At 45.9% G+C, this 12388-nt stretch carries 11 protein-coding genes; all 11 read left to right on the top strand.

What is annotated here, in order from left to right:
• Nucleotides 1-40 precede the first annotated feature (40 nt).
• The 11 genes from rlmD (at nucleotide 41) to R2S67_RS10970 (ending at nucleotide 12381) form a co-directional block, all read left to right on the top strand.
• Entirely contained in the window at nucleotides 41-1360 is a 1320-nt protein-coding gene (gene rlmD, locus R2S67_RS11020) for a 23S rRNA (uracil(1939)-C(5))-methyltransferase RlmD (protein WP_317344080.1), read from the top strand.
• Nucleotides 1361-1483: 123 nt separating this feature from the next.
• A complete protein-coding gene (relA, locus tag R2S67_RS11015) occupies nucleotides 1484-3703 on the top strand; it encodes a GTP diphosphokinase (protein ID WP_005393896.1) in 2220 nt (739 codons plus the stop codon).
• Nucleotides 3704-3912: 209 nt separating this feature from the next.
• On the top strand, nucleotides 3913-4710 hold the full coding sequence (mazG, locus tag R2S67_RS11010; protein ID WP_317344077.1) for a nucleoside triphosphate pyrophosphohydrolase: 798 nt from the start codon (nucleotides 3913-3915) through the stop codon (nucleotides 4708-4710).
• A 210-nt stretch (nucleotides 4711-4920) separates the two neighbouring features.
• Nucleotides 4921-6561 carry a CTP synthase gene (locus R2S67_RS11005; protein ID WP_005393892.1) on the top strand — a complete coding sequence of 547 codons (1641 nt, stop codon included), beginning with the start codon at nucleotides 4921-4923 and terminating at the stop codon, nucleotides 6559-6561.
• A 78-nt stretch (nucleotides 6562-6639) separates the two neighbouring features.
• Nucleotides 6640-7941 carry a phosphopyruvate hydratase gene (eno, locus tag R2S67_RS11000; protein WP_005383785.1) on the top strand — a complete coding sequence of 434 codons (1302 nt, stop codon included), beginning with the start codon at nucleotides 6640-6642 and terminating at the stop codon, nucleotides 7939-7941.
• Between the two features lie 466 nt (nucleotides 7942-8407).
• Complete coding sequence (gene ftsB / locus R2S67_RS10995) at nucleotides 8408-8689, top strand: cell division protein FtsB (protein WP_005380907.1); 282 nt, start codon at nucleotides 8408-8410, stop codon at nucleotides 8687-8689.
• Nucleotide 8690: 1 nt separating this feature from the next.
• Nucleotides 8691-9395 carry a 2-C-methyl-D-erythritol 4-phosphate cytidylyltransferase gene (gene ispD / locus R2S67_RS10990; RefSeq protein ID WP_317344066.1) on the top strand — a complete coding sequence of 235 codons (705 nt, stop codon included), beginning with the start codon at nucleotides 8691-8693 and terminating at the stop codon, nucleotides 9393-9395.
• Nucleotides 9396-9412: 17 nt separating this feature from the next.
• A complete protein-coding gene (gene ispF / locus R2S67_RS10985) occupies nucleotides 9413-9889 on the top strand; it encodes a 2-C-methyl-D-erythritol 2,4-cyclodiphosphate synthase (RefSeq protein WP_317344065.1) in 477 nt (158 codons plus the stop codon).
• Nucleotides 9890-9935: 46 nt separating this feature from the next.
• Complete coding sequence (truD, locus tag R2S67_RS10980) at nucleotides 9936-10979, top strand: tRNA pseudouridine(13) synthase TruD (RefSeq protein ID WP_317344062.1); 1044 nt, start codon at nucleotides 9936-9938, stop codon at nucleotides 10977-10979.
• Nucleotides 10979-11755 carry a 5'/3'-nucleotidase SurE gene (gene surE, locus R2S67_RS10975; protein ID WP_005393882.1) on the top strand — a complete coding sequence of 259 codons (777 nt, stop codon included), beginning with the start codon at nucleotides 10979-10981 and terminating at the stop codon, nucleotides 11753-11755. Before truD ends, surE begins: the two co-directional genes overlap by 1 nt.
• The gene (locus tag R2S67_RS10970) at nucleotides 11755-12381 is read left to right on the top strand and encodes a protein-L-isoaspartate(D-aspartate) O-methyltransferase (RefSeq protein ID WP_046875091.1); all 627 of its coding nucleotides are present in this window, start codon (nucleotides 11755-11757) and stop codon (nucleotides 12379-12381) included. The genes surE and R2S67_RS10970 overlap by 1 nt, the downstream gene beginning before the upstream one ends.
• Nucleotides 12382-12388 lie beyond the last annotated feature (7 nt).

Here is a 12388-nt window from a genome sequence, read left to right as displayed (position 1 = left end):
TGAAGCCGAAGAGCAATTAGACATAAATCAGGCATAGAGCATGGCACGCATCTTTCAACCGAAAAAGAAAACCCAACTCAATACTCGTCATCAAGCGGTGCAAGTGGAGCGTTTAGATCACCACGGCGCAGGTATTGCTTACCTAAAGAAAAAACCGCTTTTTATTGATGGCGCATTGCCGGGAGAAGAAATCGTCACGCAGTTAGTGGAAGAAAAAAGTAAATTTGCTCGCGGTAAACTGATTAAGATTCTTAAGCCGAGTGACACTCGCGTGGAGCCATTTTGTCCGCATTACCACGAGTGTGGTGGCTGTGACTTGCAACACCTAGATTATGACCAACAATTGACGCACAAACAGCAAACACTGCGTCAGCTGATGCGAAAATTTTCAGGCAATGATATTGAGCTTGATGCGCCATTATTAGGGGATTCACTGGCCTATCGTCGTCGTGCGCGAGTGAGCTTATTTGTCGATAAAAAAACACGTCAATTGCACTTTGGTTTCCGTAAAAAGCAGAGTAAGCAAATCGTGCAAGTGACCGATTGCCCAGTGCTGGCACCGGAACTGAATGTTTTGCTGCCAGAGATTTACTCAGCCCTAAAAGCGTTCAAAAAGCCGGAACAATTGGGTCATGTAGAGCTGGTACTTGGTGATAATGGGCCGTGTATTACGCTGCGCCACTTGAGCGCTCTGACAACGAGTGAAACTCAATCTCTAACGGAGTTGGCAAAACGTCATGGTGCATCGTTGTACTTAATGCCATCGACAGAGCAATTAGACCTTATCGAAGGCGATATGCCTTTTTATCAAGAAGTTGGCGTGAAAATTCCTTTTGCGCCAAATAATTTCATTCAAGTGAACCAAGCCGTAAATCAACAAATGGTCAAGCAAGCGGTTGAGTGGTTAGACCCGCAAAAGAGTGACCGAGTGTTAGATTTGTTCTGCGGCGTAGGCAACTTCAGTTTACCGATTGCGAAGTTAGCTAAGCACGTGGTTGGTGTCGAGGGTGTTGCAGAGATGGTCGAAAAAGCCACAAATAATGCATCCTTGAACCAAATCAATAATGCGCAATTTTATCACGCTAACCTTGAGCAAGATTTTGAAGGGCAGGTCTGGGCGGCAGAACGGTTTGATAAAGTGCTGTTAGACCCAGCACGCGCGGGGGCAAGTGGGATCATCGATCAAGTTTCTGAGCTTGGCGCACAGCGTGTAGTTTATGTTTCTTGTAATCCTGCTACCCTTGCTAGGGACAGCCAAAGCTTGATGGAGCAAGGCTATAAATTAACTAAATTAGGTATGCTGGACATGTTCCCTCATACCAGTCATCTAGAATCGATGGCATTGTTTGAAAAGTCCTAACTTTAGGACTTTGGCCCCTTATTTGTGGTGGGTGGTCATAAAGCCAGCGTTTACGCGCAGGTAAAAGAACTAACCTGGACGGTGTTAGTCAAACCACACGAATATAATAATTAGGATGATGAGATGGTTGCGGTAAGAAGCGCGCATTTAAACCAAGATGAACAGTTTGAACTCGAAAACTGGGTGGCTAGCCTAGGACAAGAGAAAAACACAGCCTCACGCTTAATCGAAGTATATCGAGATTGCCAGACGGTATTAGCCGATAACGAGCAAGCGGAACTGTTGTTGTGGCGTGGACGAGAAATGATCGAAATTTTGATCACCTTGTCTATGGATCAGGCCACCTTAGTGGCTGCACAACTGTTTCCTTTGGTTTCAAGTGGTGCTTTTAACAGAGAAATTCTGGAAGAGAAATACAGCAAAGAAATCATAAAATTAATCGACGGCGTTGAAGAAATGGCGGCTATTGGCCAACTCAACGTCAACATGGAAGGCAGTGCAGCGTCATCTCAGGTAGATAACGTACGCCGCATGCTGCTTGCCATGGTGGATGACTTCCGCTGCGTGGTTATCAAGCTCGCGGAACGAATTTGTAACCTTATTGAAGTTAAAAAAGCACCTGATGAAGTTCGACGTGCGGCGGCAAAAGAGTGTGCCAACATCTATGCGCCGCTAGCAAACCGATTAGGCATCGGTCAGCTGAAATGGGAAATTGAAGATTACGCTTTCCGCTACCAACAACCGGAAACTTACAAACAAATTGCCAAGCAGCTTTCTGAGCGACGTATTGTTCGTGAACAGTACATCAAAGACTTTGTTGAAGACCTCACGCACGAAATGGAAGTGTCAGGCATCAATGCTGAAGTGAGCGGTCGACCTAAGCACATCTACAGCATTTGGCGAAAAATGCAGAAAAAGAGTTTGGCATTCGATGAGCTGTTTGATGTGCGAGCAGTACGTATCATCGCAGACAAACTGCAAGACTGTTACGCGGCTTTGGGCGTAGTTCACACCAAATACAAGCACCTACCGAGCGAGTTTGATGACTACGTTGCTAACCCTAAACCAAACGGTTATCAATCGATCCACACCGTAATTCTAGGGCCAGAAGGCAAAACCATCGAGATCCAGATTCGTACCAAGCAAATGCATGAAGAGTCGGAGCTGGGTGTTGCAGCGCACTGGAAATATAAAGAAGGGGCAAGCAGCCGAAGCGGTTATGATGAGAAGATTACGTGGCTGCGTAAGCTACTGGATTGGCAAGAAGAAATGTCAGATTCTGGCGAAATGCTTGATGAGCTACGTAGCCAAGTCTTTGATGATCGCGTCTATGCCTTTACACCTCGCGGCGATGTTGTCGATTTACCAATGGGGGCAACGCCGCTAGATTTTGCCTACCATATTCACTCCGAAGTGGGACACCGTTGTATCGGCGCCAAAGTCGGAGGCCGCATCGTACCGTTTACTCATAAACTACATATGGGTGATCAGGTTGAGATTATCACTCAGAAAGAACCTAACCCATCACGTGACTGGTTAAACCCATCATTAGGCTTCGTTCATTCTGGCCGCGCGCGTGCCAAAATTAACGCCTGGTTCCGAAAGCAAAGCCGTGAGAAGAACCTCGAAGCGGGTCGTGAAATTCTTGAACATGAGTTAGCAAAAATTGGCGCAACGTTAAAAGATGCTGAGCATTACGCTCTCAAACGGTTTAACGTCAAAACACCAGATGAGCTTTACGTTGGTGTTGGGAGCGGTGATTTGCGTATCAACCAAATCATTAACCATATTAATGCGCTCGTTAACAAGCCAACGGCAGAAGAAGAAGACCAGCAAGCACTGGAAAAACTGCAAGAAGCAGAGCACAAATCACCAGCGCAAAGCCGACCGAAAAAAGACGCCGTCGTTGTAGAAGGTGTCGATAATCTAATGACGCACCTAGCGCGTTGCTGTCAGCCGATTCCAGGTGATGATATCTGTGGTTACATCACGCAAGGTCGCGGCATTTCAGTACACCGTAGTGACTGTGAACAGTTAGAAGAACTGCGCCATCATGCGCCAGAGCGTATCATCGATACTGTCTGGGGCAGCGGCTTCGTCGGGTCATACATCCTCACCGTCCGTGTTGAAGCGATGGAGCGAGGTGGTCTACTCAAAGACATTACGACACTGTTCGCCAACGAAAAGATCAAAGTGACCAGTATGAAGAACCGAGTCGATTACAGACGTCAACTCGCCATCATGGACTTTGATCTAGAAGTCACCAATATTGAGGTGCTTTCTCGTGTTTCGAAACGGGTAGAACAAATAAAGGATGTCATGACGGTGAAACGCCTCGGCTAACTTTCACGTCGTACTTGTCACTTTTACTGCGTTAACTGCGTTTTCTTGCTCCATCACATAGGCGAGCTATGCTCAGGAGTCGCGAAAACTTGTTGCCTTGTCAAAGTAACAATTACTTAGTGAAAGCTGCTGAGAAAATATAATGTAGAAGGTGAGTGGTTTTGGCTGCTCACCTTTTTCTTTAGTAGAAAGGTTTAAAGGAACAAAAAATGAGTCATCCAATTGAACAATTAGAACAAATCATGGCGAAGTTGCGTGACCCAGAAAACGGTTGCCCTTGGGACTTAAAACAAACCTTTGACACCATCGTTCCGCACACCATTGAAGAAACTTACGAAGTGGTGGACGCGATTCAAAATCGAGATTGGCCGAATCTAAAAGAAGAGCTAGGGGATTTGTTGTTTCAGGTGATTTTTTACAGTCAGCTAGCGAAAGAGCAAGGGCTGTTCGAATTTTCGGATGTTGTCGAAACTGTGAATGAAAAACTGACTCGCCGTCATCCGCATGTTTTTTCAGATGTTGAGTTTGAATCGGACGAGGAAATCAACGCCAACTGGGAAGCCGAAAAAGCAAAAGAAAAAGCGCAGGTGGGCAAAGCGGAAGAAAGTATCCTAGACTCAATACCAAACTCTTTGCCGGCACTTTCTCGTGCTACAAAGATACAGAAAAAATGTGCGAAATATGGATTTGACTGGGACTCTCTTGGCCCGGTCGTCGATAAGGTGCGAGAAGAAATTGATGAAGTCATGGAAGAAGCACTACAAGTTCAGCCTGATCAAGAAAAAGTGGAGTTGGAACTCGGTGATTTGCTATTTGCGACCGTCAATTTGTCACGCCATCTTGATAAAAATCCAGAAGTCGCACTAGGTAAAGCAAACTTAAAGTTTGCGAGACGTTTTAAGCAAGTTGAAGGAAAGGTCCAGCAGTCAGGCAAAGCGCTTACAGATTGTTCTTTATCAGAGCTCGACGATTTCTGGGATGAAGTAAAGCGAGAAGAGTCGAGATAGGGGAAATAGGCGGAATATACAATATGAGGCCAGTTTTCCTCTTAACACGAAAACGGACTTTGGTTTGTCTTTGCTCACTTTGATTTGAAGCAAAAAATAAAAAATTACGGTGTGATAGATTTCACGTTGTGGCGGTAAGGAGCTTCTGGTATATTTATCTCCCGTCCAGAAGCACTCCATTTCCCTCATTCAACCAATTTCAGGTTAAACATGACGACAAATTACATTTTTGTTACTGGCGGGGTTGTATCCTCTCTAGGTAAAGGTATTGCAGCAGCATCTCTTGCGGCTATTCTAGAAGCTCGTGGTCTTAAAGTGACTATGATGAAGCTTGACCCTTACATCAACGTTGACCCGGGCACAATGAGCCCTACTCAGCACGGTGAAGTGTTCGTTACAGAAGATGGCGCAGAGACTGACCTTGACCTTGGTCACTACGAGCGTTTCATCCGTACCAAGATGACCAAGCGTAACAACTTCACTGCAGGTCGTGTTTATGCCGACGTACTTCGTAAAGAACGTCGTGGTGACTACCTAGGCGCAACGATTCAAGTTATCCCTCACATCACTAACGCGATCAAAGACCGTGTAATTGCTGGCTCTGAAGGCCATGATGTGGCTATCGTTGAAGTTGGCGGTACCGTTGGTGATATCGAATCACTACCATTTATGGAAGCGATTCGTCAGCTAGCCGTTGAACTAGGCCGTGAGCGCGCAATGTTCATGCACCTAACACTTGTTCCTTACCTAGCGGCAGCGGGCGAAGTGAAAACTAAGCCAACTCAACACTCTGTAAAAGAACTTCTATCTATCGGTATTCAGCCAGATATCCTAGTTTGTCGTAGCGACCGCGTTATTCCAGCGAATGAACGTAAGAAAATCGCACTATTCTGTAATGTTCCAGAAAAAGCAGTAATTTCAATGAAGGACGTAGATTCTATCTACAAGATTCCTCAATTGATCAAGTCTCAAGGTCTAGATGATCTTGTGTGTGCTCGCTTTGGCATCACAGCTCCCGAGGCTGACCTTTCTGAGTGGGAACAGGTTATTTACGAAGAAGCAAATCCTACTGGTGAAGTAACCATCGGTATGGTTGGTAAATACACTGAATTGCCAGATGCATACAAGTCTGTGAACGAAGCGCTTAAACACGCTGGCTTGAAAAACCGTCTAAGTGTCACAATTAAGTATGTAGACTCACAAGATATCGAAACAAAAGGCGTTGAGCTGCTAGAAGGCTTAGACGCGATCCTAGTTCCAGGTGGCTTCGGCGATCGTGGTATTGAAGGCAAGATCCGTGCGGCTCAATATGCACGTGAAAACAATGTGCCTTACCTAGGTATTTGTTTGGGTATGCAAGTTGCACTAATTGAATACGCGCGTAACGTTGCGGGTATGGAAGGTGCACATTCAACAGAATTTAACAAAGAGACTAAGTACCCTGTGGTAGGTTTGATCACAGAGTGGGTAGACGAGTCAGGTAACGTAGAAGAGCGTACTGAAAAGTCTGACCTAGGTGGTACGATGCGTCTTGGTTCACAGCTATGTCACCTAGAGAAAGGGACGAAAGCTCGTGAACTGTACGGTAGCGCGACGATCCATGAACGTCACCGTCACCGTTACGAAGTGAATAATGTGCTTCGTCCGCAAATCGAAAAAGCAGGTCTGAAAGTTTCTGGCCTATCAGCGGACAAGAAGTTAGTGGAAATGATTGAGAACCCAGCTCACCCATGGTTTGTAGCGGCTCAGTTCCACCCAGAATTCACATCGACTCCTCGCGATGGCCACCCATTGTTTGCAGGTTTCGTTAAAGCTGCGGGCCAAAACGCACGCGGCGAATTCGAGAAGTAAAAGGATACGGGCGGCGGCGAAGGTTGTGCTGCTGCCCTTTAAAATTGACATTTATATTTGAAACGAGAGGAAACATTAATGTCTAAGATCGTTAAAGTTCTAGGTCGTGAAATCATCGACTCACGTGGTAACCCAACTGTAGAAGCTGAAGTACACCTAGAAGGCGGTTTCGTAGGTATGGCGGCAGCTCCATCTGGCGCATCTACTGGTTCTCGCGAAGCTCTTGAGCTACGTGACGGTGACAAAGCACGTTTCCTAGGTAAAGGTGTTCTTAAAGCAGTTGAAGCTGTAAACGGCCCAATCGCTGAAGCTCTAGTTGGCAAAGACGCTAAAGACCAAGCTGCAATCGACGCAGTAATGATCGAACTAGACGGCACTGAAAACAAATCTAAATTCGGTGCTAACGCTATCCTAGCTGTTTCTCTAGCAAACGCTAAAGCTGCTGCAGCAGCTAAAGGCATGCCTCTATACGAGCACATCGCTGAACTAAACGGTACAGCTGGTCAGTTCTCTATGCCTCTACCAATGATGAACATCATCAACGGTGGTGAGCACGCAGACAACAACGTTGACATCCAAGAGTTCATGATCCAACCAGTTGGCGCTAAGACTCTTAAAGAAGGTCTACGTATCGGTGCTGAAGTATTCCACAACCTAGCTAAAGTTCTTAAGTCTAAAGGCTACAGCACTGCAGTTGGTGACGAAGGTGGTTTCGCTCCTAACCTTAAATCTAACGCTGAAGCTCTAGAAGTTATCGCAGAAGCTGTTGCAGCTGCTGGTTACGAACTAGGTAAAGACGTTACTCTAGCTATGGACTGTGCAGCATCTGAGTTCTTCGACAAAGAAGCTGGCATCTACAACATGAAAGGCGAAGGTAAAACTTTCACTTCTGAAGAGTTCAACCACTACCTAGCTGAGCTAGCTAACCAATTCCCAATCGTTTCTATCGAAGACGGTCTAGACGAGTCTGACTGGGATGGCTTCAAGCACCAAACTGAACTACTAGGTGACAAGCTTCAACTAGTGGGTGACGACCTATTCGTTACTAACACTAAGATCCTTGCTGAAGGTATCGAGAAAGGCGTAGCTAACTCTATCCTTATCAAGTTCAACCAAATCGGTTCTCTAACTGAGACTCTAGCTGCAATCAAGATGGCTAAAGACGCAGGTTACACAGCAGTAATCTCTCACCGTTCTGGCGAAACTGAAGATGCAACTATCGCTGATCTAGCGGTAGGTACTGCTGCAGGTCAAATCAAAACTGGTTCTATGAGCCGTTCTGACCGTGTTGCTAAGTACAACCAACTAATCCGTATCGAGGAAGCTCTAGGTGAGCGCGCTCCTTTCAACGGTCTTAAAGAAGTTAAAGGTCAAGCTTAATTCTTAATTGAATAAGTTTAGCTAAATAGCTTTCTAGAAACGCTCCACTTCGGTGGAGCGTTTTTTATTTAAGAGCGATGAGCCGTTCTGGCCGTGTTGCTTGCCATACCTAAAGAAAGCACCCCATTTATCTGCATCGAGGAAGCTCTAGATGAGCACGCTCCTCCATGTTTCAAAGAAGCGGTCTTAAAGAAGTTCAAGCTTAGTTCTTCATTGGATTAACCGCTTAGATTGAAGCTTTGAAAATACCCTGATTTTGCGGGGTGTTTTTGTATCTATAGGCTTGTATTTCTTGGTCTTACTTTGGTGAGTGCTAAGAATAGCTTCATATGTCTTTGTTTCATTTTGCTGCTTATTTCTTGTAAGGAGCGTGTGAGTCTCCCTTTCTCCCCTAGAGGCGACCTCGCATTTATGCTATATATGTCACCTTATCTAATTCCTTCCGGTACAGAATGTTAGCAGCGATATGCGAATCTTTGTTATAGCCCTTACGCTACTGTTTGGCTTGCTTCAATACACTCTATGGTTTGGTAAAAACGGAGTGTCTGACTACTACACAGTAAAAGATGAAATTGAAGTTCAGCAACAAGTGAACAGCAAGCTACAAGCTCGCAATAATGAAATGTTTGCTGAGATTGATGACTTAAGGCAAGGTCTTGATGCGATTGAAGAACGTGCGCGTCATGAGCTTGGTTTAGTTAAAGATGGCGAGACTTTCTACCGCATTATAGGTGAGGAAAATCATTAAAATGTTGGATGTGAACTCATCGCATGTCGCAATTGTTCCCGCTGCTGGTGTCGGTAGTCGAATGAAGGCTGACCGCCCGAAGCAATATTTATTGATCGACGGAAAAGCGGTGCTGGAACACACTGTAGAAAAGTTGCTGTCGCACCCACGAATTTCGAAAGTGGTTGTCGCCATTACCGAAGGTGACCCCTATTTCCCTGAGTTAACTATCGCGAATCATCCCGGTGTAATTCAAGTCGCGGGTGGCAAAGAGCGCGCTGATTCCGTACTTTCAGGGCTAAACTATGTCAATGAACATCTGGAAAGCGAGTGGGTATTGGTCCACGACGCTGCAAGACCATGTGTATTAACATCCGACATTGACCGTTTGATTGATGTTTGCTGCGCCCACCCAACGGGTGGCATCCTTGCATCTCCTGTGAGAGATACAATGAAGCGAGCAAATGCAGCACAAAATATCGATCATACGGTAGAGAGAGAAGCATTGTGGCATGCATTAACTCCACAAATGTTTAAAACTCAACAACTGACTCGAGCACTGGCTGACGCATTAGAACAAGGCGTAGCCATCACGGATGAAGCATCGGCTTTAGAGTGGTTGGGCGAAACGCCTGCTTTAGTCCAGGGTAATGCGAACAACATAAAAATTACTCAGCCAGAAGATCTCGCGTTAGCCGAGTTTTATCTGAGCCGTGAGCGCGGCTAAAAAAGAAAGGATAAAAAATGATTCGAATTGGTCACGGTTTTGACGTGCATAAATTTGGTGGTGAAGGCCCGGTCATTATCGGTGGTGTTGCTATCCCTTACGAGCAGGGCTTAGTAGCCCACTCAGATGGTGATGTTGCTCTTCATGCTTTGACTGATGCGCTGCTTGGCGCGATTGCTGCGGGTGATATTGGTCGTCACTTCCCAGACACGGATGACAAATGGAAAGGCGCAGATAGCCGCGAATTGTTGAAAGACGTTTATCGTCGTGTCAAAGAGCAAGGCTACCGCCTTGGTAATGCCGATGTCACCATCATGGCACAAGCACCTAAGATGGCACCTCATATTGACGCGATGTGTGCGGCGATTGCAGAAGACCTAGAAACCGATATTAGTAACATTAACGTAAAAGCGACGACGACAGAGCGTCTCGGTTTTACTGGACGCAAAGAAGGCATTGCAACGGAAGCCGTGGTGCTTCTGCTCAAGCAATAATTAACCAACTTGCTCCTTAATGCTGTGTAAACAGCGGAAAAACATCATGTCAGATATTTTATCTTCATTGGCTTATCTAACGGGTAAGCCTGTTGCATCGGCAAAAATCAAAGCGCAACCAGAACATTTTCAGGTTCGTGAGGATTTAGGTTTTGCCTTTACGGGCGAAGGCGAGCACCTAATGGTGCGTATTCGAAAAACTGGAGAAAATACCAGTTTTGTTGCGAATGAGTTGGCGAAAGCTTGTGGCGTAAAGTCGAAAGACGTTAGCTGGGCAGGCCTTAAAGACCGCCATGCCGTGACGGAACAGTGGCTGAGTGTCCATTTACCGAAAGGGGAAACGCCGGACTTCTCGGCATTCCTAGCTCAATATCCGAGTATTGAAATCTTAGCGACTGATCGACACAACAAAAAACTGCGTCCTGGAGACTTAATAGGGAACGAGTTTGTTGTCACTTTGTCTGAAGTGACTGACGTTGAAGATGTAGAGCAACGCCTTGAAAAAGTGAAACAAGTTGGTGTGCCAAACTACTTTGGTAGTCAGCGTTTTGGCAATGATGGCAACAACCTTGAAGAAGCACGTCGATGGGGACGCGAAAACGTTCGTACCCGTAATCAAAATAAGCGCAGCATGTATTTATCAGCGGCGCGTTCGTGGATCTTCAACCGTATCGTTTCTGCTCGTCTAGAAAGTGGTGTGTTTGATAAATTCATCGATGGTGATATTGCACAGACAAGTTCTGGCACTCAGTTGATTGATGCAAGCAATATCGCAGATCTACAAGCACAATTTGCTGCTGGTGAAGTGGCAATTACCGCGGCCCTAGCAGGTGATAATGCGCTTCCAACTCAAGCTGATGCGCTTACTTTAGAACAACTGTTCTTAGATGAAGAGCCTGATCTCATGGCGCTGATTCGTGGTAATCGCATGCGCCACGACCGTCGCGATATTGCGCTGAAGCCAAAAGATTTATCTTGGACGGTTGAAGGTAACAACATTACGCTGACTTTCTCACTGGATGCGGGATCTTTTGCAACATCTATCGTTCGTGAGTTAGTTAATGAGGTTGAAGTAGAAAGAGAATACTAATGGAACAGGATTCACTAAACGCGAAGCCCCTAAGAGTCTTAATCAGCAATGACGATGGCGTACATGCGCAAGGGATTCATGCACTTGCTGATGAGTTGCGAGATATCGCTGAAGTGACCATTGTTGCACCCGATCGAAACCGTTCAGGTGCTTCGAACTCACTGACACTAGAGCAACCATTGCGCGTAACTGAAATTGCCCCAAATATCTATTCAGTGCAAGGAACGCCTACAGATTGTGTACATTTCGCGCTGAATGAGCTGATGAAAGATGATTTGCCCGATCTTGTTTTATCAGGCATCAACCACGGTGCAAATTTGGGTGATGATGTTCTTTACTCAGGAACGGTAGCTGCAGCAATGGAAGGGCATTTCCTTGGTGTTCAGTCGGTTGCTTTTTCGCTGGTGGGTAAGCGTCATTTCGAATCTGCCGCAAAAATTGCACGTCAAATTGTGCAACAGCATTTAGCGTCTCCGATTCCAACGAATCGGTTATTGAACGTAAACGTGCCTGACTTACCAGCAGAAAACCTGGGCGAAATCGAAGTCACGCGTTTAGGTGCGCGTCATCACGCAGAGAATATGATTAAGCAGAAAGATCCGAGAGGCCATGATATTTATTGGTTAGGGCCTCCAGGAAAAGAGCAAGATGCGGGTGAGGGCACCGACTTTTATGCGATTGAACATGGTCGAGTTTCAATGACGCCTCTGCAAGTTGATCTCACTGCTCATGAGTCGCTGCGTGCAATGGATAGTTGGTTAAAGGAAGAGAAGTAATGAGTAACCCACATGCTGACAGGTTGATAGCGTTTCTTATCTCCAGTGGCATCAAAGACCAAAGAGTTCTGGATGCTATCCAACGCTTACCACGAGAAAGCTTTGTCTCTCAAGCGATGATGCACCAAGCCTACGATAACAATGCGTTACCGATTGGTCAGGGACAAACTATTTCTCAACCTTATATTGTTGCTCGTATGACCGAGTTACTCGAACTAGAGCCAACGAGTCACGTACTGGAAATCGGAACGGGTTCCGGTTATCAAACCGCAGTACTGGCGCAAATTGTTGACCATGTATACTCCGTTGAGCGAATTAAATCGTTGCAATGGGAAGCTAAACGCCGTCTGAAACAATTGGATATCTACAATGTTTCAACCAAGCATGCTGATGGGTGGCAAGGCTGGGAAGCTCGTGGTCCTTTCGATGCCATCATTGTTACCGCAGCCGCAGAAGTGATCCCCCAAGCACTTCTCGCACAATTAAAAGATGGCGGTAAGATGGTGATTCCTGTTGGAGATAAGGAGCAACAGTTACTAAAAATTGAACGTAAGGGAGATGAATATCTCTCTACTGTTGTGGAAATGGTTCGATTTGTACCTCTGGTTGCGGGTGATTTAGCTTAAGGGTTAG

Origin of the sequence: Vibrio sp. T13N (assembly GCF_032970445.1) — a bacterium.
In the GTDB taxonomy this organism is placed as follows: domain Bacteria; phylum Pseudomonadota; class Gammaproteobacteria; order Enterobacterales; family Vibrionaceae; genus Vibrio; species Vibrio diabolicus.
The sequence above is the reverse complement of the archived record's forward strand: the minus strand, read 5'-3'. Positions and strand labels throughout refer to the sequence as shown.